This window comes from Flagellimonas sp. (assembly GCF_965601775.1).
GTDB lineage: Bacteria > Bacteroidota > Bacteroidia > Flavobacteriales > Flavobacteriaceae > Flagellimonas.
Genome location: NZ_OZ271837.1, coordinates 940,385 through 964,233, shown reverse-complemented (window position 1 = coordinate 964,233; position 23,849 = coordinate 940,385). Strand labels below are relative to the sequence as shown.

At 49.4% G+C, this 23,849-nt stretch carries 18 protein-coding genes; 8 read left to right on the top strand and 10 right to left on the bottom strand.

Translation table 11 applies throughout. From position 1 onward, the window contains the following. Positions 1–44: 44 nt before the first annotated feature. A complete protein-coding gene (locus ACSLUF_RS04620; RefSeq protein ID WP_435624962.1) occupies positions 45–725 on the top strand; it encodes a hypothetical protein in 681 nt (226 codons plus the stop codon). Continuing rightward, positions 722–1,891 carry a hypothetical protein gene (locus ACSLUF_RS04615; protein ID WP_435624961.1) on the top strand — a complete coding sequence of 390 codons (1,170 nt, stop codon included), beginning with the start codon at positions 722–724 and terminating at the stop codon, positions 1,889–1,891. Before ACSLUF_RS04620 ends, ACSLUF_RS04615 begins: the two co-directional genes overlap by 4 nt. Here ACSLUF_RS04615 and ACSLUF_RS04610 read toward each other — a convergent pair. Next, positions 1,888–3,039 carry an MFS transporter gene (locus ACSLUF_RS04610; RefSeq protein ID WP_435624960.1) on the bottom strand — a complete coding sequence of 384 codons (1,152 nt, stop codon included), beginning with the start codon at positions 3,037–3,039 and terminating at the stop codon, positions 1,888–1,890. The two genes, ACSLUF_RS04615 and ACSLUF_RS04610, sit on opposite strands and share 4 nt — an antisense overlap. A 31-nt stretch (positions 3,040–3,070) precedes the next feature. Further along, on the bottom strand, positions 3,071–3,892 hold the full coding sequence (locus ACSLUF_RS04605; RefSeq protein ID WP_435624959.1) for an aldo/keto reductase: 822 nt from the start codon (positions 3,890–3,892) through the stop codon (positions 3,071–3,073). A 150-nt stretch (positions 3,893–4,042) separates the two neighbouring features. On the opposite strand from ACSLUF_RS04605, the gene ACSLUF_RS04600 reads away from it, so the two are divergent. Beyond that, positions 4,043–4,900, top strand: a complete 858-nt coding sequence (locus ACSLUF_RS04600; protein WP_435624958.1) for an AraC family transcriptional regulator — start codon at positions 4,043–4,045, stop codon at positions 4,898–4,900. Here the strand turns inward: ACSLUF_RS04600 and kynU are convergent. Then, the gene (gene kynU, locus ACSLUF_RS04595) at positions 4,897–6,165 is read right to left on the bottom strand and encodes a kynureninase (RefSeq protein ID WP_435624957.1); all 1,269 of its coding nucleotides are present in this window, start codon (positions 6,163–6,165) and stop codon (positions 4,897–4,899) included. The genes ACSLUF_RS04600 and kynU overlap by 4 nt on opposite strands. Positions 6,166–6,194: 29 nt before the next feature. Next, entirely contained in the window at positions 6,195–6,680 is a 486-nt protein-coding gene (locus tag ACSLUF_RS04590) for a GNAT family N-acetyltransferase (RefSeq protein WP_435624956.1), read from the bottom strand. Between the two features lie 67 nt (positions 6,681–6,747). Here ACSLUF_RS04590 and ACSLUF_RS04585 point away from each other — a divergent pair, with 67 nt between their 5' ends. Beyond that, on the top strand, positions 6,748–7,389 hold the full coding sequence (locus tag ACSLUF_RS04585; RefSeq protein ID WP_435624955.1) for an O-methyltransferase: 642 nt from the start codon (positions 6,748–6,750) through the stop codon (positions 7,387–7,389). Here ACSLUF_RS04585 and ACSLUF_RS04580 read toward each other — a convergent pair. The 6 genes from ACSLUF_RS04580 to ACSLUF_RS04555 form a co-directional block, all read right to left on the bottom strand. Further along, complete coding sequence (locus ACSLUF_RS04580; protein WP_435624954.1) at positions 7,366–7,926, bottom strand: phosphatase PAP2 family protein; 561 nt, start codon at positions 7,924–7,926, stop codon at positions 7,366–7,368. The genes ACSLUF_RS04585 and ACSLUF_RS04580 overlap by 24 nt on opposite strands. A 4-nt stretch (positions 7,927–7,930) precedes the next feature. Beyond that, complete coding sequence (locus ACSLUF_RS04575) at positions 7,931–8,203, bottom strand: Sec-independent protein translocase subunit TatA/TatB (RefSeq protein WP_435624953.1); 273 nt, start codon at positions 8,201–8,203, stop codon at positions 7,931–7,933. Between the two features lie 84 nt (positions 8,204–8,287). Further along, the gene (locus ACSLUF_RS04570) at positions 8,288–10,609 is read right to left on the bottom strand and encodes a M1 family metallopeptidase (RefSeq protein WP_435624952.1); all 2,322 of its coding nucleotides are present in this window, start codon (positions 10,607–10,609) and stop codon (positions 8,288–8,290) included. Positions 10,610–10,671: 62 nt separating this feature from the next. Then, the gene (locus ACSLUF_RS04565) at positions 10,672–11,184 is read right to left on the bottom strand and encodes a DUF6702 family protein (RefSeq protein ID WP_435624951.1); all 513 of its coding nucleotides are present in this window, start codon (positions 11,182–11,184) and stop codon (positions 10,672–10,674) included. 40 nt (positions 11,185–11,224) lie between these two features. Beyond that, the gene (locus ACSLUF_RS04560) at positions 11,225–12,019 is read right to left on the bottom strand and encodes a hypothetical protein (protein WP_435624950.1); all 795 of its coding nucleotides are present in this window, start codon (positions 12,017–12,019) and stop codon (positions 11,225–11,227) included. After that, positions 12,009–12,749, bottom strand: coding sequence for a hypothetical protein (locus tag ACSLUF_RS04555; RefSeq protein ID WP_435624949.1), 741 nt, complete (start codon positions 12,747–12,749; stop codon positions 12,009–12,011). Before ACSLUF_RS04555 ends, ACSLUF_RS04560 begins: the two co-directional genes overlap by 11 nt. Before the next feature lie 213 nt (positions 12,750–12,962). Between ACSLUF_RS04555 and ACSLUF_RS04550 the strand changes: the two genes are divergently transcribed. The 4 genes from ACSLUF_RS04550 to ACSLUF_RS04535 all read left to right on the top strand — a co-directional run bounded on the left by ACSLUF_RS04550 (position 12,963) and on the right by ACSLUF_RS04535 (position 23,847). After that, positions 12,963–14,045, top strand: a complete 1,083-nt coding sequence (locus tag ACSLUF_RS04550) for a hypothetical protein (RefSeq protein WP_435624948.1) — start codon at positions 12,963–12,965, stop codon at positions 14,043–14,045. Next, positions 14,006–15,409 carry a hypothetical protein gene (locus ACSLUF_RS04545; RefSeq protein ID WP_435624947.1) on the top strand — a complete coding sequence of 468 codons (1,404 nt, stop codon included), beginning with the start codon at positions 14,006–14,008 and terminating at the stop codon, positions 15,407–15,409. The genes ACSLUF_RS04550 and ACSLUF_RS04545 overlap by 40 nt, the downstream gene beginning before the upstream one ends. 1 nt (position 15,410) lies before the next feature. Further along, positions 15,411–16,574 carry a gliding motility-associated C-terminal domain-containing protein gene (locus tag ACSLUF_RS04540; RefSeq protein ID WP_435624946.1) on the top strand — a complete coding sequence of 388 codons (1,164 nt, stop codon included), beginning with the start codon at positions 15,411–15,413 and terminating at the stop codon, positions 16,572–16,574. A gap of 175 nt (positions 16,575–16,749) precedes the next feature. Further along, entirely contained in the window at positions 16,750–23,847 is a 7,098-nt protein-coding gene (locus ACSLUF_RS04535; protein ID WP_435624945.1) for a hypothetical protein, read from the top strand. Positions 23,848–23,849 lie beyond the last annotated feature (2 nt).

Sequence of the window (23,849 nt, the reverse complement as noted above, 5' to 3'; positions counted from 1 at the left end):
AAGATAACTGAAAAAGACGGTATATTTGAATCATAAATTAAGACATGAAATCTACCTATTTTTTTGCGCTCGCATTTGTTTTTCTACTGGCCTGCAAAACCGACACGAAAAAATCTGCCGTTGAACAAGTTGAAACTCCTAAATCCATCCTCGAAAAAATTGCGGATGCCCACGGATATGAAAATTGGAAATCTGTGGAAGCGTTTCATTTTACCTTCAATGTGGACAGGGACAGCTCGCACTTTGAGCGCTCATGGATTTGGAAGCCTAAAATCAACGAGATTACCGCAATGAATGCGCAAGACACTTTAACCTATTTGAGAAAAGATATGGACAGTGCGGCCTATAAGTTAAACGGAGGATTCATTAATGACAGGTATTGGGTTCTAGCGCCCTTTAATCTGATTTGGGACCAAAACAATTTTGAGTACGAACATACCGAGAATACTACCGCCCCCATTAGTAACAAGCCCATGCAAAAGCTTACCATTGTCTATTCCAACGAAGGTGGCTATACCCCAGGGGATGCCTATGATTTTTATTTTGAAGATGATTTTATTCTAAAAGAATGGATATTTAGAAAAGCCAACCAACCCGAACCTTCAATGACCACTACCTGGGAAAACCATACTGAACTGGAAGGATTGGTATTGGCACAGGACCATAAAAAACCAGAAGGTGGTTTCAATTTAAGCTTTACCAATTTGAAGGTGGTCACCGAATGAAATTAGGTGGGTTTGTAGCACTTTTATTGGTTTATACTTCGGTTTTGGCTCAAAATCAGAAGCTTGGTGTTATTCTGGATGCCGAAAACAAAGAACCTATTGAGTTTGTTGATGTTTACAATAAACACGGCAATACCCTTACCAATGCTGATGGTGCTTTCTTTTTCATAAGTCGATTGGACTCCATTACTGCGTACAAGGTCGGCTACGAAAAACTCAAGACGACATTTGGGGAACTTACCGACACCATTTACCTAAAGCCAAGCACCTACAAACTGAACGAGGTGGTATTGACCAATACCAAAACCCTATGGGATAAGGTTAAAGATTCTATTCCTCATCATTATTTGTTTTCTCCATTTAAAGAGCGGTTTTTTCTAAGATGTTTGCTTCGAAAAAATGGGAAAATCACACGAATCCAGGATATTGAGGGTAAGCTACAGCGCAAAACACTGATTTATCGGAAAGGTATGGAGGCTTCAAAAAAAGATTTTTCTTTTGAAATCGCCAACATGAGAAAAATTGGTCTGGAAAAAGACGAAAACAAAGTATATTTTACCTTTTTCTCCCTCTCAGAACTACTTTTTGAAACTATCCGATTGAATGCAACAGGGGAAGGTTTCAGTTTAATAGAAAAAGAGTTTGCCAACGAAAACAAAGGCAAGGTTTTCTTCCAAAGTGATACTACCTTGGTTGGACTGAATACTTCTGGACATTATATCATCAACAATGACACAAAAGCCATTGAAGCCTTTGTAATGCAAAGCAAAATTGATAGAGATAACTTTTTCAAGAATGGCCCCATACGTTCCAGAACCATTGCCGTGGAGCAAACCGTCAACTTCAGTAGGTCGCCCAAATGGAATAAATATTTTATCAGTTCAGCCAAGATCACATATACTGTTGAAATTACACATATAAAAAAGCCCTTCAAAGATGTATATACCAGCGAATATGTATTAAAGACCTATGATAATAATGAAGATTTTCCCTTTAACAGTAATACCAATGCTACTAAGGACATTTTCAAATTGAAATATGAGTATGACCCTGAATTTTGGGAAAATCAAAATAGCTTGCTGCTCACAGATGAAATGCAAGATTTCATAGATTCCTTTGACTCTAAAAGAAATCCATTCAAATCAAAGCGAAAAAACAGGAATTAAGAGCTTTTTTTTCGAGCCAGGGTTTGCGAAACCACCAATACTAGAACGGCTACGCCCAGCAAAACAGCAAAGGTGTTTTTAAGTCCACCTGTTTCGGCAATAAATCCTAAGATTACTGGACCCAGCAAAAAACCTGCGTATCCAGTCCCAGCTATAAAGGAAACGCCCTGTGCAGAATCAACCCCTTTAATATTTCCTCCTATTCTGAACAATTCTGGGACAATCACAGAAAAACCTAGCCCAGTCAAGGCAAAACCGGTAATGGCCCAAAAAATGGAACTGGTGAGTACCAAAATGTATCCTAAAATAGCGATACAAGTTCCTAGGGCAACAATCTTTATTGAGCCAATTCTTTCACTAATCCCATCTCCCAAAAACCTTCCCAAGGTCATTGAAATAGAAAAGGCCAAAAATCCAGAACCTATTAATATCTCCGGGGCTAAAGCGACTTCTTTTAAATACAGTCCACTCCAATCCACAATAGCTCCCTCACTACCCATGGCTACAAACCCAATTATCCCTAAAAGCAATAAGGGTTTGAATAGCTTTAAGCTAAATGGTTCTTTTTCTATGGGCGCGGCTTTAATGGAAAAATAATGTCGTCTAAAGTATAGGTTGATAACAAAAACAAGAATCACGATGATTACCATATGAAGAAATGGATCGTTTATCCAGGGTATTAAAAAACTGCCCAATCCAGCAATTACACCACCCAAACTGAAAAAACCATGCGCGGCCGACATAAAGTTTTGCTTGTCTTCTTTTTCAATCTCGGTGACCAAAGTATTCATGGCGATATCGGTCAAACCATTGGTAGCTCCAAAAAAGAATAAAGAGGCCATCAAAACATAATAATTTGGAGCTATTAAGGGAAAAAGTGCGGCTATGCTGGCTAAAATTACCCCATACCAAGTCGCTTTGCCCACTCCCAACCGATTGATAATTGTAGAAGCTACCGGGAATATGACAAATACCCCTAAAGAAAGACAGAATAAAGCTATGCCCAAATCAGCCTTGCTGATATCGAGCTTTTCCTTGACCGAAGGAATATAAATGGCCCAAGTTCCAAACCAAATGTTAAGGCTAGCAAACACCCAGGCCGGTGCAAAATATCTAGGACTGGAAAAAATAAGTTGTAATGATTTCATTTAGTAGAAAAGGTCGGTTTTTAAAATCAAATTAAAAGATATGCGATAGGTTTTCTCCCAAATTTCTATTTTGGTTCAATCCCTCAATGATCTTCATTTCGGAAGCGGACAGTTCAAAATCAAAAATGTCGATGTTTTCCTGAATTCTTTTAGGCGTAACTGACTTGGGAATCACTGCTACTCCTCTTTGAACCAACCACCGTAAGGCTACTTGAACCGGTGTTTTAGCATGGTGATTTCCTATCTCCACCAATTCCGGAATCTTTAGAACCTCTCCCATCATGATGGGGCGCCAAGCTTCCAGTCGAATCCCATGTTGGTCGGCAAAATCCAATAAATCCAATTGACTGTGGTGGGGATGTACCTCAACTTGGTTTACCGCAGGAACGATTTCCGAATGTTCCATTAAATCTTGCATCTGATTAGCACTAAAATTACATACCCCTATTGCTTTGGCTAGACCTTTTTTATAAATAAGTTCCATTGCCCGATAGGTTTCCTTGTATTTCGACGCAACGGGCCAATGAATCAAGTACAAATCCACATAGTCCGTTTGTAATCGATTCAGGCTTCTCTCAAAAGCCCCAAATGTAGTCTCATATCCTTGTTCTGTGTTCCACACTTTGGTCGCCAAAAAAATAGCTTCTCGGGGTACTCCGCTATTCTTAATTGCTCTTCCTACCCCTTCTTCGTTTTCATATGCGGATGCTGTGTCAATTTTTCGGTATCCAGATTCCAAAGCAGAAATCACAGCATTCTCTACCTCCTTGTTATTTTTGGCAAACAAAACTCCAAGCCCAATTTTGGGCATCTTTACTTGATTATTAAGCAGAAAGTGTTCGCTTTCTTTCATTCGTGATTGATTATATACTGTTGATTTAATTTCGTGAGTGTTACAAAGTAAACTTGATTCTTGTGCACTTTTTAGAATAAAGTATTCAATTTCTAGGCTATTTTATTCCCAAATCTCGTTTTATCCTTCACTATTTGGTAGTTTTAGTACATGAAGCCCATGTTAGAGACCATAGACGTCACATCGAATGCGTCTTTCAAAATAGAAACCTACAGGAGTGCCGATAATTGCGCATCGGCGGGATGGCACATTCATCCGGAGTATGAATTGGTGTTTGTGAAAAATGGTAGTGGGGTACTCCATATTGACACTTCAAAAACTGCTTATACGGATGGGGCATTGGTTTTTTTGGCAGGAGACATCCCCCATGCGGATTTTGGAAATAAAGAAAACCACGATAATGTAGAGATCGTGATTCAGTTTAAAAAGGAATTTCTGGATGAGAAGCTCAAAGTTTTTCCAGAGTTTTCTCAAATCAAAAAACTTATTGAAAAATCAAGATATGTTCTGATTTTTGATAACCCAGTAAAGCATAAACTTGAAAAGGAGTTCAAAAAATTTAAAAAACTGGACAATCAAGGGAAACTAATCAATCTGCTAAGCATTTTACACTTATTATCCCAAGAGAGTGGTTACCAAGCGCTTAGAACAACATTCCCTTTGGACAATTTCAAAAGAGAAGATATACTTCGTTTGGAACAGGTGTTTGACTATATCAATAATCAGTACACCCAGAACATTTCTGTCGAAAAAATCGCATTTCAATTGGGCTTAACCCCTAATTCCTTTTGTCGATTTTTCAAAAAAATGACCCAAAAAAAATTCATAGGATTTGTGAACGAGTTTAGAATTCAAAAAGCTGTGGAACTCTTTAATGTATCCAATTCCTCAGTCAATGGAGTGATGTTCCAATCTGGGTTCAACGATGCCTCTTACTTTACGAGACAGTTCAAAAAATATCAAGGAATGACTCCCTCCGAATATGTCAAGACACGGTATTCCAGTTAGTTTTCTAGAATACCTTGCTTAAGAATCTGGCCAAACTGGTACATATCCTCATAAGAGGAATAAAAGGGCGTTGGAGCCAAACGGATAACATTAGGTTCACGCCAATCCGTAATTACACCGTTTTTCATGAGATAATCGAACAATTCCCTGCCCTCCCCATGCAAAAAAACAGAAAGTTGGCAGCCTCGGGCTTCTGGGGTTATGATTTCAAAAGTACTTTCCACTTCCTTATCAATCTCTTGAAGAACAAACTCCAAATAAGAAACTATCAGCTGTTGTTTTTCTATTAATGTAGACATGCCTACCTCATCAAAAAGTTCCAAAGAGGCTAAATAAGGAGCCAGTGAAAGAATGGGAGGATTACTCAATTGCCATGCGTCAGCTGTTTCAATCGGGTCAAACTCAGGTTGCATCAAAAAACGGGTTTCTTTTTTTGTACCCCACCAACCTTCAAATCTGGGAATGTCTTTTTTTCCTAAGTGTCTTTCATGCACAAATATGCCCGATGCATTTCCAGGTCCACTATTCATGTATTTATAACTGCACCATGCGGCAAAGTCGGCTCCCCATTCGTGCAAGTCTAGATTTACGTTACCCACAGCGTGGGCTAAATCCCATCCCACCAGGGCTCCCACCGATCTCCCAGCTTGGGTAATACGCTGCATATCAAAAACCTGTCCGTTGTAATAGTTCACCCCCCCAATCAATACCAACGCTAGCTCGTCACCAGAATCTTCGATAGCTTGAACAACGTCCTCGATTCTCCAGAAATGGTCCCCTGGTCTTTTTTTGACCTCCACAATAGCTTCTTCAGGGTCAAATCCATGAAAACGCACTTGACTTTGAAGCATATATTGGTCTGAAGGAAACGCTTTTTCCTCACAAAGAATCTTAAATCGTTGTTTGGTTGGACGATAAAAAGACACCATCAACAAATGAAGATTCACGGTAAGTGTGTTCATTACCGAAATTTCTTCCGGTTTGGCTCCAACAACTTTTGATAAACCTTCCGCCAACCTTTCATGATAGTCCCACCATGGTTTCTCTGCATAAAAATGACCTTCCACGGCCAAGTTCTTCCAATCATCCATGACCTCATCTACAAACCGCTTAGTTCTTTTAGGCTGAAGTCCCAGTGAATTTCCGGTAAAATAGATAACATCTTTTCCATTCACTTGAGGGAAGTGGAATTCATTACGATAGGATGCCAAAGCATCTTCGCTATCCAACTGTCTTGCAAATTCCAAAGTATTTTGAAAGGTCATTGTGTCCATATTTCAAAAATACGACTTGCTCACTTATTTTCGGAACTTCTGGGAATACGCATTTCGACTAGGTGTTTTTTGAACCCAACCTTTTCATAAGCTTTTATCGCCGGAAGATTATCTTCATATACCGTAAGACGAATTTCGTTGAATCCCTGGTCCTTGGACCAGTTCACCAACTCATCAACAATACGAGCATTGATGCCTAGACCTCGATAGTCTGGGTCTGTAAACATAAAACCTAAATACGCGTAGGTTTCATGATCCAGGTAATGCCTCGCTTTTTTGGAAACCGCATAACCTGAGGCTACAAGCTTTCCTCCCTCATCTTCTGCTACAACCACCTTGGTGTTTGGGTCAAGCACCAATTCCTTCAGGTCATAATAACTTAATGGGTCTTCTCCTAAGGTTGGGTCATACGGTCGTTCCGCAATAATGATTCCCTGTTCAAAATTGAGGAGTTCTGGTAAGTCCGATAGGACGGCATCTCTAAAAATTCCTTTAAACTTTGACATGATGGTGTTTCCAATTTTTACAGAAATCCTAAAGTAGTGTTTTCCCTATTTTTACAAAAAGTTACCGATGCATTTTCTATCCCCTCTTTTAGAGTCTTATATAGCGAATCATTCTGAAGATGAACCAGAACTCCTGAAAGAACTTACACGGGAGACACATCTAAAAGTAGTTCGCCCCAGAATGATTACGGGTCATTTTCAAGGGAGAGTGTTGAGCCTGCTTTCCAAAATCATCACGCCAAAATACATTTTGGAGATTGGTACATACACTGGGTACTCAGCTATTTGTTTGGCAGAAGGTCTACAAAAAGATGGTGCCTTACATACAATTGAAGTTAATGAGGAGCTTTTTGAGATGCAGCGGAAGTATTTTGACAAAAGCGGTCTGGGAAACCAAATAATTCAGCATACCGGAGACGCCTTGCAGATAATTCCCAAGCTGGATGTCGTTTTTGACTTGGTGTTTATTGATGCCCACAAAGTGGACTATCCTGCGTATTTTGAATGTGTAATGCAGAAGACCAAATCGGGAAGTATCATTTTGTCGGACAACGTGCTTTGGTCAGGAAAAGTGGTAGAACCATTAGAAAAAACCGACTACGCTACTACAGCGCTGCTAGAATACAATGAAAAACTAAAAAAAGACCCAAGAGTAGAAACCGTGCTATTGCCTGTTCGAGATGGGTTAACCTTGAGCAGGGTGAAATAGCCTTTGATATGTTTTGAAAAAGGTCCAAGCCAAAAGGGTACCTACTAAAGCACCGGTTATTACATCCAAAGGGTAATGAACACCTAGATATAGCCTACTGTAGGAAAACAATAGAGGCCAAATAAAGAAGATTGCGGCCCACTTTACCTTACCCTTCAACAACAAATAAACCAGAACGGTAACCGCAAAAGAACTGGAAGCGTGTCCTGAGAAAAAGCTAAAATCCCCAGGTGTATGCAAAATGCGCATCATCCCGTTTATAGATTCGTCGTTGCAGGGTCTTAAGCGGCCCACCCATTCTTTGACCATATTACACAAGCCTGTTATAGCCAGAACAAGCACGATTAAGAGACTTATTCGTTCTAAAGCTTGTCTTTTGGGAAACTTAATTAAAAAGAGCGCGAAGAATAGTAAAAAAAGGGGAGACCAATGTAAAATACGGGTTACGAATGACCAAAAACCGTCATAAGTAGGAGAGCCGAGGTTGTTAAGATAAAGCAGTGTTTCTTGATCCCATTGGAGCAACTGTTCCAACATGGGTTTAGCTTCTTTTGATTGTTCCGGTTACTTCATCCACATTTTTTTTCACCTCATTGAGTTCATCTCGTATTTCTTTGGTGAAGTCAGTGTCTATCCCTTGTTTTTCGGCACTTTTCTGAATCTCACGCTTAATATCATCCGTAGCATCGCGCAACTGTCTCATCCCTTTACCCAAACCCTTGGCTATTCCTGGGATTTTATCTGCACCAAACACCATCACCACAATAAAAAGGATGAAAAAAATCTCAGCTCCGCTTATAAAAAGGAAATACATAAAACAAATATAATGAGAACTTGATTGGAAAATAAAAAAGCCCTGCAATTTAGCAGGGCTTTTTATCGAAATTATATTTTAGGATTATTTCCCTTTGATACTATCCTTGAATTTATCAAAATCGGATTTTTCCTCTTTCTTGGGCCAAGCATTGTTTGTAGTGTCGATGTCCGCGGTCTCCAATTTCGGGTCTACCACAATACCGACAATTTCCTTTTCAGTAGCAACAACACGCTTCACCTCGGCATCATTCTTTCTCCAAATTTCTGCTGGATAGGTGATGTTTTCCTTTGAACCATCCGCATAGGTGTACTCTACAATCAAAGGCATTGGAATTCCACCTGGTTTGTCAAAAGTCACTTCATAGAAGAACTTAGGCTCTTTCACTTGTGCTCTTTCTTCGGCAGACATGTTGTCCATCATAAACTCTTTCAAGTTTTGGGACACTTCGGTTGGAGCCTTTCCTTTTAAGTCCTCACTGTAATCTTCGCTATCCTCAGCGGCCAAATACACCAAAGGAGGTAGGTCGGCTTCAGTCAGATTTCTATCGGCCATGTATTTTTCCATTTCTTTGGTAGGCTTAGAAGTCACATAGTACTTCTTAACACCTTTTACCCCTATGTCCACATAATCTGTAGTGTAGAACCAACCTCTCCAATACCAATCCAAATCCACAGCAGAAGCATCCTCCATAGTTCGGAAGAAGTCTTCAGGCGTTGGGTGTTTGAACATCCAACGTTGTGCATAAGTTTTGAATGCATGGTCAAATAATTCTTTACCCATTACGGTTTCACGAAGAATATTTAGTGCCGTTGCTGGCTTTCCGTAAGCATTTGGACCTAGGCTATACACATTCTCTGGGTTGGACATGATTGGAGCGATGAAATTTTGATCGCCACTCATGTAGGGAACAATTTTGGCAGGCTCTCCTCTACGGGAAGGATAATTGCTATTTGGAGCAATAACATCTGGATAGTTTTCACCAAATTCTTGTTCTGTCAAATACTGCATAAAAGTATCCAAACCTTCGTCCATCCATCCCCACTGACGCTCGTCAGAGTTTACAATCATGGGGAAGTAGTTATGACCCACTTCATGAATAATCACGCTGATCATTCCAAACTTCGTACGGTCAGAATAAGTTCCATCAGGGTTTGGTCGCCCGAAGTTGAAACAAATCATAGGGTACTCCATTCCGATTTGTGCAGCGTGCACAGAAATCGCTTTGTGATAGGGATAATCAAAAGTGAATTTAGAGTAGGTTTCTAAAGTCTGAACAACAGCCTTGGTGGATTGCTCCTCCCAAAGCGGGTTACCTTCCTTTGGATAAAGGGAAACCGCCATTACTTCTTTACCACCTAACTTGACAGCTTGGGCATCCATAATATACTTTCTAGAAGTGGCGAAAGCGAAATCCCGCACCAAAACCCCAGGTTCCGTTTTGAATCTCCATGTTTTGGTATCATTGGCAAAGCTACTTTCCTTAGCCGTAGCTTCCTCCTGGGTAACAATAACAACCGGCTTATCATAGGATTTTTTAGCCTGATTGTACCGCTTCATCATATCCCTAGAGAACACTTCTTTCCTATTTTGAAGTACCCCGGTAGCATCCAGAACATGATCAGATGGAACTGTAATGTTTACTTCATAATTTCCGAAAGGTAAAGCAAACTCACCATTTCCCCAGAATTGATGGTTTTGCCATCCTTCCACATCGCTATAATGCGCCATACGAGGAAAGAACTGCGCTATGATATAGTTTCTATTTCCATCAGCTGGAAAAAACTCGTACCCAGAACGACCTCTGTCATTCACGTGATCGTTAATGTTATACCACCATTTAATCGAAAAAGAAGTAGTTTCTCCACTTTTAAGCGGTTGGGGAATATTAACCCGCATCATAGTTTGATTGATGGTATAGGACAATGCATTTCCGTTAGCATCCTTCACAAAATCAATATTAAAACCACCATCAAAAGGCTCAGCAACATACGTTTTGGCAAAGTTCCCTGCAGTGTAAGCAAAGTTTACTCCATTTCCATTTCGTAAAGGAGATTTGGAATCCTTGGCCCTAACATTTTGGTCCAATTGTACCCAGAGAAATTCCAGATCATCTGGAGAGTTGTTGTAGTATGTAATGGTTTCTTCACCATAGATTTTGGCGTTTTTGTCATCCAAGGTGATGTCCATCTTGTAATCAGCCTGTTGCTGGTAGTAATCAGGGCCTGGACTTCCAGAAGCAGAACGGTAGGTATTTGGAGTAGAAAACTCTTCGTACAGTTGCTTGAACTTACTTTGGTTATAATGTCCTGGTTTGCGTTCTTCTTTTGCTTCTTCCTCTTGGGCAAAGGCAAGTGCTCCAAAAAGAAATAGAAGGGAAGCAAAACAATACTTGATTTTGTTCATTTTTTCTTTAATTTTTAATCGCGGAAAAATAACTCTTTTTTTAACCAATCCTTAAGAGTTGGTCACAAGTTTAACATTCCTTTATTATTATCCCGTATGAGAACAAAACTTTTCTTTTGTCCATTCAATTTAAAGTGGACAATATTCTGTTGTTCATCAAAAAGGTCGGTAAGGATTTCATTTTGAATGGCTATGGATTTCGTTTCGGAAAGTTGCTTATTGGGAATCTCTAGATAACATATAACTACATCATTGTCATAGGTCTTTCCCAAAAAAGTATAATCTACCTTTTCACCATTGATTTCGACCACAAATTTTGTATTGAAATACTTTTTGATATAGTCTTCTGCAACCTCAGACTCCTCTACACTGGCTAATTTACTGGTGATGTCATAGCGTTCAAGCAGAACATCCTCCAAATCATCAATAAAAATACGTGTGGTAATCTGGAAAGCCTGATTCTTTTCAGAGTAGTTTACATTGGTCACACTCACATAAAACTTATGCATCTCAGAAAATGAGAAGAAAGTGAAGATGACAAGAATCCATACGCCGTACTTGAATGATACTTTCATTGCCTAAGTTTTTTTTGAAATTCCAAAACCTGTGCCAAAACTAATCCAATTTATTATTTTCCCTGTAGGCCCTACTCTTCGAAATCATAAAATCCCAAATACGTAATTTATCCCTAGAGTCGACTACTTCCTGAAACTCGGCATCCACTTCGCAGAAATACATGAAATCCTCAATTTTTTCCATAGGAATCTTTAAAGTAGCCGTAAATAGAGAGTCCACATAAAAGTCCTGTACCCTTTGGGTACGTGCATACGTATTATCCACCTTAACCCGATTTTTAAGCATTTTTGTGCGACCGGTAATGGCATTTATAAGCGGGTACAATGGTGGGTTCAATATCATACCAGGATTGAATTTTGGGCCAGCAGCTTCCTGTAATTTGCGTTCACTTTGTGTTTTAATCCGAATACCCGCGTTGGGAAGCCCCAAAGCCACAGCACTTACATCCTTTTCCAGCTTAAGCCCGCCTACGTCCTCACTCAAATTACCAGAAAGGTTATAGGGTTGGACCACAACTTCCCTCAATTCATTTACAAATTCTTCCATGGGGATTCTTACAAAATTCGTATTGAAAATGACCTTGCTTATAGGCACAGTTTTTCTTATGAATTGAACCGCCGAAAACACCAAAGTATCCCCTACTTGCACTTGTATGGAGAATTGCCCATCAAATCCTGTAATAACCGCTTTTTTTGAAGTGATATTCTGAATGACGACACCCACTACATCCTTTCCAGGGGCCTCAACTTGCCCATTCAATACTTTGGTTTCCTGAGCGCCAACCAGATTTAGAAATAGAACCAGCACACACCCCAAACGAAATCTACTCTTCATCCAATTCAGCCAAATACGTTTTGCTTTGGGTCACCAGAAAATCAATCAATTGAAACTCATTTTCCTTTCGAAGTAGAGTTTGGGAAGGAACCTTATCATCACAATAAAGAAGAAACGCATCTATTTGGTTTTGGGGTAATTTGAGGTCTACTACAAAAAACTCATCATCATAGACCTGACGCAATACATCACTGACCTTCAAAGGTGCTCTTTCTTCTGAGCCATCATCCCTTGCCTTGAATAAGGCTTTGAAAATATTAGTGAAATTGAGTCCATCACGCATACCCCTTACGCTTTGGGCTTCCGCAACATTTTGAACCTCGGTACCGCGATCTATTTCGTATTCAAAGCCCTTAAAATCTTCATTTTTTACCTCCAAAAACTTTTCTTGGTTCTCTGGACTGACCACCACTTCATCCAATTCCGTGATTTTTTCGGTTACCTCTACAACCAACCTATTATTTTGCAAGATTTCAGAAGTGATTTTTACTACTTCCAGCTGATAGTTCACCGCTGTAAAAACCAATTGGTCACCCTCTTTAACGGCAATCATAAATTCTCCATTCTCGGTAGTAATCGTTGCCGTTTCTGCTGTGGCATTGATTACATTTTCGTTGGCCACATTACCTCCTCGATACAACACCTTTCCACGCAATAACTGTCTTCCGTCCTGCGCTATGGTCAATCCATAGCAAAAGAAACAAAGAAGAAAAAGAAGGGTATGTTTCATACGAAGAGTGTTAGCTTTTGTTAAAGAAAGTCTATGGACACCGTAAAAAAAATAAAAACATTCTAAACTTTTGTTAATTCCTTATAAAATCGAAGTGGCCAAGCATGAGACTTTCAACTTTGAAGCTGTACATTTTAACGGTTATAATTAGAATTATCAAAGGAGAAAAGTAGTTTTGCGGTTTACAAAAAGTAAACCTCAAACCACATTACTGTGAAAAATATTGTTCTTCCCCTGATTCTGTGCCTGCTCTTCGGGACATCCTTGTATGGCCAAATCAAAATAGGGGAAAATCCAGAAAATTTGGACGCCTCCTCTGTTTTGGAATTGGAAAGTAGAACTCGGGTTTTAGTTATCACCCGGGTATCCAATGTCCAAATGTTGAACATCACCCCATTGCAGGGTGCCATGGTCTACAATACCGATACACAGTGCGTACACTTTTATACAGGGACAGAATGGTTTAACCCCTGTGAACAACCAGATGAGCAAACGTTTACCGCTGACCCAATCGTTAATCCAGACCCGACCATAGTCATAATCGAAGACCCAGCGACCAGCAATTTCAACTTTGAAGTGGGAATGATCAATGGGATTCGCAATATTGTCCCGTCCACTGTGAATGGAGATTTACATATTCAACCCAATTCCATTCGAAGTTTGCAATTGGGTGATGATTCGGTCACCTTGGACAAGATTGCAGACGGGCTTATTGACGGGCAACTTATTCAGTGGAATGGAACAGAATGGGTCCTTATTGAAGAAACGGCCATAAATGTTACCGAAGATGATGGTATTATAGGAAATGAAATTCGAGATGTTTTTGATGCCACTTTGACCAGAACTGGTACCGGTACCGATGCCGACCCTTTTTTAGTGGATGTAAGTCCGCTTGGTATTACGGATGTGGAATTGGCGAATAATGCAGTTACGAATAGCAAAGTTCTCGCGGACGCAATTACTTCGGATAAAATTCTGGATGGAGAAGTAAACACAGACGATATAGCTGATGATGCTATCACCAATGATAAAATAGCCGATAACGCCATAAACACCGATGAAATCGCTGACAACGCCGTGACACTGCCAAAAATCGCCGACGGAACAGCAGCGGGACAGCTCATGCAATGGGACGGTACCGACTGGGTCCTGGTGGACGACTCCGCCCTGACCGTTACCGAACAGGACGGAATAGTGGAAACGAGGTCACCAACGCAACCGATGCCACCCTCACGCTCTCCGGGAGCGGGACAGCCGTGGACCCGCTCACGCTCGACGTGGCCGCTAACGGGATAACAGACAACGAAATCGCTGACAACGCCGTGACACTGCCAAAAATCGCCGACGGAACAGCAGCGGGACAGCTCATGCAATGGGACGGTACCGACTGGGTCCTGGTGGACGACTCCGCCCTGACCGTTACCGAACAGGACGGAATAGTAGGAAACGAGGTCACCAACGCAACCGATGCCACCCTCACGCTCTCCGGGAGCGGGACAGCCGTGGACCCGCTCACGCTCGACGTGGCCGCTAACGGGATAACAGACAACGAAATCGCTGACAACGCCGTGACACTGCCAAAAATCGCCGACGGAACAGCAGCGGGACAGCTCATGCAATGGGACGGTACCGACTGGGTCCTGGTGGACGACTCCGCCCTGACCGTTACCGAACAGGACGGAATAGTAGGAAACGAGGTCACCAACGCAACCGATGCCACCCTCACGCTCTCCGGGAGCGGGACAGCCGTGGACCCGCTCACGCTCGACGTGGCCGCTAACGGGATAACAGACAACGAAATCGCTGACAACGCCGTGACACTGCCAAAAATCGCCGACGGAACAGCAGCGGGACAGCTCATGCAATGGGACGGTACCGACTGGGTCCTGGTGGACGACTCCGCCCTGACCGTTACCGAACAGGACGGAATAGTAGGAAACGAGGTCACCAACGCAACCGATGCCACCCTCACGCTCTCCGGGAGCGGGACAGCCGTGGACCCGCTCACGCTCGACGTGGCCGCTAACGGGATAACAGACAACGAAATCGCTGACAACGCCGTGACACTGCCAAAAATCGCCGACGGAACAGCAGCGGGACAGCTCATGCAATGGGACGGTACCGACTGGGTCCTGGTGGACGACTCCGCCCTGACCGTTACCGAACAGGACGGAATAGTAGGAAACGAGGTCACCAACGCAACCGATGCCACCCTCACGCTCTCCGGGAGCGGGACAGCCGTGGACCCGCTCACGCTCGACGTGGCCGCTAACGGGATAACAGACAACGAAATCGCTGACAACGCCGTGACACTGCCAAAAATCGCCGACGGAACAGCAGCGGGACAGCTCATGCAATGGGACGGTACCGACTGGGTCCTGGTGGATGATTCAGCGCTAGACGTAGTTGAAGAGATTGTGCTTACTGGAAGGGTAGCTTCCGCCGCTGGAACAGCTGGAGCGTATACAGAAACTAATCCCGCTATTACCGCTACATCAATTATTCAACTTACTGTAGAGCAAAATCCTTCTAACAATCCAATTATAATTCAACTTACAAATCAAGCAGCCGGGAGTTTTTCAGTTCTTATTCAAGAATTTACAGGCGCAGGTTTTGTAGGAACAAATGCTGACTGGCAATATATTGTCGTTGCACCATAAAATGAAGAAATCGTTATACATATTGTTTGTATCAACTTGCTTGTTGAATGCCCAAAACGCCCTCTACAACAGTGGTAACATCCGTATTCATCCCAATGGAAATCTTGGATTTCATGCAGATTTAATTAACGATGTCCCCTTTGAAAACAACCAAGGGTTAGTTGGCTTCTATGGAGATACACCTTTACAGGTGCGAGGGAGTATTCCACCTACATTTAATGACGTGGAATTCCTCATTTCCGATAATGTCCTTTTGAGGAACTCCGTAAACATACGCAACAATACGAATTTCATAATTGGAGATGTGTTGACCCCTTTAAATGATCAAACCATCTTCCTGAATTTCGGAAACACTGGGTTTTTTACAGGAGAAATCGATACTTCCAAAGTAACCGGTTTTGCAGCGATGACCAATCGAGACTTTTTCTCATTTCCCGTGGGAGATACAGAGCAACTACGCCCCTTAGTGCTAAATTCACAGGGAAATACAGAACTAGCAATCTGCGCCTATTTTTTTGAAAACCCCTCGAATCCATCTTCCATCACAGAAACTTTTGATGTAGAAGAGAAAGTAAGAAGCATTGGCACAGTTTCCAATCGCGAGTTTTGGATTGTCCAAAGTGATGTCCCCGCCACTGTAACGATAAGTTGGAACCCAAGAAGCAACTTGGTTTCCATACCTAATCTACAACCGGAAGGTATTATTGTGGTGGGATGGAGCAAACAATCCAACCAATGGATTATTATTGGAAGTACAGCGCAAAGTGGTGACCTAAACCAAGGTTTTGTAACTTCCGAAACCTTTGTGCCAAGTGATTTCGCTGCCATTACTTTTGGAACCATTCCCCTACCCACAGATACTTTTGCCGTAAATAATCCCACATTGGGTAATTACTTTTTAAGCCCAAATGGAGACGGCATCAATGATTCATTTATAATTGAAGAATTATCGGAATCTCCAAATAATAGCATGCGAATTTTTAATCGATTTGGACAAAAAGTATTTGAACAAATCAATTATGTGGATGAGTTTCGAGGAGTTTCAAATACTGGAAGTTTTGTATTGAGTCAAGATATTGGGCTACCCGAGGGCTTTTATTATTATCTGATCACCCTTGATGATTTGGAACTCGAATACCAGGGTTTTTTGTATTTGGACCGATAATTTCGAAAGTTTTTTCCTGTTAAAATATCGATGTAATTGGTTAATTCCTAGATGATTGAAGATACAGCTTCTTTTTACCACACTATTTTCCGCCTACACAACAATACTTTTTCCTATTAATTCTTTAGCTCGATTTTTACGTTAAATTTGTTTCGCCACAAATCTTATCGTAATTATGAACAAAAGGCTGTCTCTACTTGTCCTGCTCTTTCCTGTGCTTCTTCTTTCGCAGGTTAAAGTCGGTGACAATCCAAACGTAATTAACCCCTCCTCAATACTAGAGCTTGAAAGTAACAATAAAGCATTGGTGCTCACTCGGCTCAATTCTGCACAAATGCAGAGTATTACGCCCCTAAACGGTGCAGTAATCTACAATACCGACACTGATTGTGTCCATTATTTCAATGGTGGTCAGTGGATTAACTTATGTGATAGTTCAGGTTCATCCAATCTAACTTTTGTAGATAATGGAAATGGAACCTTTTCCATATTAGACAATGGAACAATAATATTTACATCTTCAGATTTAACCGGACCCCCCGGTGCAGATGGTGCCGACGGAGCAGACGGAGCGGTAGGACCAGCCGGACCCGCAGGGCCGCAGGGACCACAGGGACCACAGGGTGACCCCGGTGCAGATGGTGCCGACGGAGCAGACGGAGCGGTAGGACCAGCCGGACCCGCAGGGCCGCAGGGACCACAGGGACCACAGGGTGACCCCGGTGCAGATGGTGCCGACGGAGCAGACGGAGCGGTAGGACCAGCCGGACCCGCAGGGCCGCAGGGACCACAGGGACCACAGGGTGACCCCGGTGCAGATGGTGCCGACGGAGCAGACGGAGCGGTAGGACCAGCCGGACCCGCAGGGCCGCAGGGACCACAGGGACCACAGGGTGACCCCGGTGCAGATGGTGCCGACGGAGCAGACGGAGCGGTAGGACCAGCCGGACCCGCAGGGCCGCAGGGACCACAGGGACCACAGGGTGACCCCGGTGCAGATGGTGCCGACGGAGCAGACGGAGCGGTAGGACCAGCCGGACCCGCAGGGCCGCAGGGACCACAGGGACCACAGGGTGACCCCGGTGCAGATGGTGCCGACGGAGCAGACGGAGCGGTAGGACCAGCCGGACCCGCAGGGCCGCAGGGACCACAGGGACCACAGGGTGACCCCGGTGCAGATGGTGCCGACGGAGCAGACGGAGCGGTAGGACCAGCCGGACCCGCAGGGCCGCAGGGACCACAGGGACCACAGGGTGACCCCGGTGCAGATGGTGCCGACGGAGCAGACGGAGCGGTAGGACCAGCCGGACCCGCAGGGCCGCAGGGACCACAGGGACCACAGGGTGACCCCGGTGCAGATGGTGCCGACGGAGCAGACGGAGCGGTAGGACCAGCCGGACCCGCAGGGCCGCAGGGACCACAGGGACCACAGGGTGACCCCGGTGCAGATGGTGCCGACGGAGCAGACGGAGCGGTAGGACCAGCCGGACCCGCAGGGCCGCAGGGACCACAGGGACCACAGGGTGACCCCGGTGCAGATGGTGCCGACGGAGCAGACGGAGCGGTAGGACCAGCCGGACCCGCAGGGCCGCAGGGACCACAGGGACCACAGGGTGACCCCGGTGCAGATGGTGCCGACGGAGCAGACGGAGCGGTAGGACCAGCCGGACCCGCAGGGCCGCAGGGACCACAGGGACCACAGGGTGACCCCGGTGCAGATGGTGCCGACGGAGCAGACGGAGCGGTAGGACCAGCCGGACCCGCAGGGCCGCAGGGACCACAGGGACCACAGGGTGACCCCGGTGCAGATGGTGCCGACGGAGCAGACGGAGCGGTAGGACCAGCCGGACCCGCAGGGCCGCAGGGACCACAGGGACCACAGGGTGACCCCGGTGCAGATGGTGCCGACGGAGCAGACGGAGCGGTAGGACCAGCCGGACCCGCAGGGCCGCAGGGACCACAGGGACCACAGGGTGACCCCGGTGCAGATGGTGCCGACGGAGCAGACGGAGCGGTAGGACCAGCCGGACCCGCAGGGCCGCAGGGACCACAGGGACCACAGGGTGACCCCGGTGCAGATGGTGCCGACGGAGCAGACGGAGCGGTAGGACCAGCCGGACCCGCAGGGCCGCAGGGACCACAGGGACCACAGGGTGACCCCGGTGCAGATGGTGCCGACGGAGCAGACGGAGCGGTAGGACCAGCCGGACCCGCAGGGCCGCAGGGACCACAGGGACCACAGGGTGACCCCGGTGCAGATGGTGCCGACGGAGCAGACGGAGCGGTAGGACCAGCCGGACCCGCAGGGCCGCAGGGACCACAGGGACCACAGGGTGACCCCGGTGCAGATGGTGCCGACGGAGCAGACGGAGCGGTAGGACCAGCCGGACCCGCAGGGCCGCAGGGACCACAGGGACCACAGGGTGACCCCGGTGCAGATGGTGCCGACGGAGCAGACGGAGCGGTAGGACCAGCCGGACCCGCAGGGCCGCAGGGACCACAGGGACCACAGGGTGACCCCGGTGCAGATGGTGCCGACGGAGCAGACGGAGCGGTAGGACCAGCCGGACCCGCAGGGCCGCAGGGACCACAGGGACCACAGGGTGACCCCGGTGCAGATGGTGCCGACGGAGCAGACGGAGCGGTAGGACCAGCCGGACCCGCAGGGCCGCAGGGACCACAGGGACCACAGGGTGACCCCGGTGCAGATGGTGCCGACGGAGCAGACGGAGCGGTAGGACCAGCCGGACCCGCAGGGCCGCAGGGACCACAGGGACCACAGGGTGACCCCGGTGCAGATGGTGCCGACGGAGCAGACGGAGCGGTAGGACCAGCCGGACCCGCAGGGCCGCAGGGACCACAGGGACCACAGGGTGACCCCGGTGCAGATGGTGCCGACGGAGCAGACGGAGCGGTAGGACCAGCCGGACCCGCAGGGCCGCAGGGACCACAGGGACCACAGGGTGACCCCGGTGCAGATGGTGCCGACGGAGCAGACGGAGCGGTAGGACCAGCCGGACCCGCAGGGCCGCAGGGACCACAGGGACCACAGGGTGACCCCGGTGCAGATGGTGCCGACGGAGCAGACGGAGCGGTAGGACCAGCCGGACCCGCAGGGCCGCAGGGACCACAGGGACCACAGGGTGACCCCGGTGCAGATGGTGCCGACGGAGCAGACGGAGCGGTAGGACCAGCCGGACCCGCAGGGCCGCAGGGACCACAGGGACCACAGGGTGACCCCGGTGCAGATGGTGCCGACGGAGCAGACGGAGCGGTAGGACCAGCCGGACCCGCAGGGCCGCAGGGACCACAGGGACCACAGGGTGACCCCGGTGCAGATGGTGCCGACGGAGCAGACGGAGCGGTAGGACCAGCCGGACCCGCAGGGCCGCAGGGACCACAGGGACCACAGGGTGACCCCGGTGCAGATGGTGCCGACGGAGCAGACGGAGCGGTAGGACCAGCCGGACCCGCAGGGCCGCAGGGACCACAGGGACCACAGGGTGACCCCGGTGCAGATGGTGCCGACGGAGCAGACGGAGCGGTAGGACCAGCCGGACCCGCAGGGCCGCAGGGACCACAGGGACCACAGGGTGACCCCGGTGCAGATGGTGCCGACGGAGCAGACGGAGCGGTAGGACCAGCCGGACCCGCAGGGCCGCAGGGACCACAGGGACCACAGGGTGACCCCGGTGCAGATGGTGCCGACGGAGCAGACGGAGCGGTAGGACCAGCCGGACCCGCAGGGCCGCAGGGACCACAGGGACCACAGGGTGACCCCGGTGCAGATGGTGCCGACGGAGCAGACGGAGCGGTAGGACCAGCCGGACCCGCAGGGCCGCAGGGACCACAGGGACCACAGGGTGACCCCGGTGCAGATGGTGCCGACGGAGCAGACGGAGCGGTAGGACCAGCCGGACCCGCAGGGCCGCAGGGACCACAGGGACCACAGGGTGACCCCGGTGCAGATGGTGCCGACGGAGCAGACGGAGCGGTAGGACCAGCCGGACCCGCAGGGCCGCAGGGACCACAGGGACCACAGGGTGACCCCGGTGCAGATGGTGCCGACGGAGCAGACGGAGCGGTAGGACCAGCCGGACCCGCAGGGCCGCAGGGACCACAGGGACCACAGGGTGACCCCGGTGCAGATGGTGCCGACGGAGCAGACGGAGCGGTAGGACCAGCCGGACCCGCAGGGCCGCAGGGACCACAGGGACCACAGGGTGACCCCGGTGCAGATGGTGCCGACGGAGCAGACGGAGCGGTAGGACCAGCCGGACCCGCAGGGCCGCAGGGACCACAGGGACCACAGGGTGACCCCGGTGCAGATGGTGCCGACGGAGCAGACGGAGCGGTAGGACCAGCCGGACCCGCAGGGCCGCAGGGACCACAGGGACCACAGGGTGACCCCGGTGCAGATGGTGCCGACGGAGCAGACGGAGCGGTAGGACCAGCCGGACCCGCAGGGCCGCAGGGACCACAGGGACCACAGGGTGACCCCGGTGCAGATGGTGCCGACGGAGCAGACGGAGCGGTAGGACCAGCCGGACCCGCAGGGCCGCAGGGACCACAGGGACCACAGGGTGACCCCGGTGCAGATGGTGCCGACGGAGCAGACGGAGCGGTAGGACCAGCCGGACCCGCAGGGCCGCAGGGACCACAGGGACCACAGGGTGACCCCGGTGCAGATGGTGCCGACGGAGCAGACGGAGCGGTAGGACCAGCCGGACCCGCAGGGCCGCAGGGACCACAGGGACCACAGGGTGACCCCGGTGCAGATGGTGCCGACGGAGCAGACGGAGCGGTAGGACCAGCCGGACCCGCAGGGCCGCAGGGACCACAGGGACCACAGGGTGACCCCGGTGCAGATGGTGCCGACGGAGCAGACGGAGCGGTAGGACCAGCCGGACCCGCAGGGCCGCAGGGACCACAGGGACCACAGGGTGACCCCGGTGCAGATGGTGCCGACGGAGCAGACGGAGCGGTAGGACCAGCCGGACCCGCAGGGCCGCAGGGACCACAGGGACCACAGGGTGACCCCGGTGCAGATGGTGCCGACGGAGCAGACGGAGCGGTAGGACCAGCCGGACCCGCAGGGCCGCAGGGACCACAGGGACCACAGGGTGACCCCGGTGCAGATGGTGCCGACGGAGCAGACGGAGCGGTAGGACCAGCCGGACCCGCAGGGCCGCAGGGACCACAGGGACCACAGGGTGACCCCGGTGCAGATGGTGCCGACGGAGCAGACGGAGCGGTAGGACCAGCCGGACCCGCAGGGCCGCAGGGACCACAGGGACCACAGGGTGACCCCGGTGCAGATGGTGCCGACGGAGCAGACGGAGCGGTAGGACCAGCCGGACCCGCAGGGCCGCAGGGACCACAGGGACCACAGGGTGACCCCGGTGCAGATGGTGCCGACGGAGCAGACGGAGCGGTAGGACCAGCCGGACCCGCAGGGCCGCAGGGACCACAGGGACCACAGGGTGACCCCGGTGCAGATGGTGCCGACGGAGCAGACGGAGCGGTAGGACCAGCCGGACCCGCAGGGCCGCAGGGACCACAGGGACCACAGGGTGACCCCGGTGCAGATGGTGCCGACGGAGCAGACGGAGCGGTAGGACCAGCCGGACCCGCAGGGCCGCAGGGACCACAGGGACCACAGGGTGACCCCGGTGCAGATGGTGCCGACGGAGCAGACGGAGCGGTAGGACCAGCCGGACCCGCAGGGCCGCAGGGACCACAGGGACCACAGGGTGACCCCGGTGCAGATGGTGCCGACGGAGCAGACGGAGCGGTAGGACCAGCCGGACCCGCAGGGCCGCAGGGACCACAGGGACCACAGGGTGACCCCGGTGCAGATGGTGCCGACGGAGCAGACGGAGCGGTAGGACCAGCCGGACCCGCAGGGCCGCAGGGACCACAGGGACCACAGGGTGACCCCGGTGCAGATGGTGCCGACGGAGCAGACGGAGCGGTAGGACCAGCCGGACCCGCAGGGCCGCAGGGACCACAGGGACCACAGGGTGACCCCGGTGCAGATGGTGCCGACGGAGCAGACGGAGCGGTAGGACCAGCCGGACCCGCAGGGCCGCAGGGACCACAGGGACCACAGGGTGACCCCGGTGCAGATGGTGCCGACGGAGCAGACGGAGCGGTAGGACCAGCCGGACCCGCAGGGCCGCAGGGACCACAGGGACCACAGGGTGACCCCGGTGCAGATGGTGCCGACGGAGCAGACGGAGCGGTAGGACCAGCCGGACCCGCAGGGCCGCAGGGACCACAGGGACCACAGGGTGACCCCGGTGCAGATGGTGCCGACGGAGCAGACGGAGCGGTAGGACCAGCCGGACCCGCAGGGCCGCAGGGACCACAGGGACCACAGGGTGACCCCGGTGCAGATGGTGCCGACGGAGCAGACGGAGCGGTAGGACCAGCCGGACCCGCAGGGCCGCAGGGACCACAGGGACCACAGGGTGACCCCGGTGCAGATGGTGCCGACGGAGCAGACGGAGCGGTAGGACCAGCCGGACCCGCAGGGCCGCAGGGACCACAGGGACCACAGGGTGACCCCGGTGCAGATGGTGCCGACGGAGCAGACGGAGCGGTAGGACCAGCCGGACCCGCAGGGCCGCAGGGACCACAGGGACCACAGGGTGACCCCGGTGCAGATGGTGCCGACGGAGCAGACGGAGCGGTAGGACCAGCCGGACCCGCAGGGCCGCAGGGACCACAGGGACCTGTTGGACCACCCCAAACCTTATCCAAAGCCGGTACAACCATTACTTTAAGTGATGGTGGAGGTTCTGTAGATGAAACTGTGACTAACTTATCACAAAACACCACAACTGGAGTTATTACCTATACAAATGAAGAAGCAAGTCCGCAAACCGCTAATGTAGTGGGTACTGAAACCAATAACAGTATAACGGTAGGCACCAATGGTGGTGCATTCTACGAGAGTCCTATAAAGGCATTCGGAAAAATTGCTGCAAATGGTAGTGTTACCAGAGCCACAACAGGAGTCACAGTGACCAAACTTGGAGGTAATGGCTACTATCGAGTAAATCTTCCAGCGGGATTAGTAAGTGATGCCAACTATATCATACAGCTTTCTCAACCCAGTCGTGATGGAGCCGGAAATGATGACCCCGGTATTTCTTATAGAAATCAGACTTCAACCAGTTTTGAAGTTATTGTAGGAGATAATGATAATGGAGGCTCGGATAGAAATCGTTTTAACTCCGAATTTATGTTTATCGTACTTGACTTATAGGA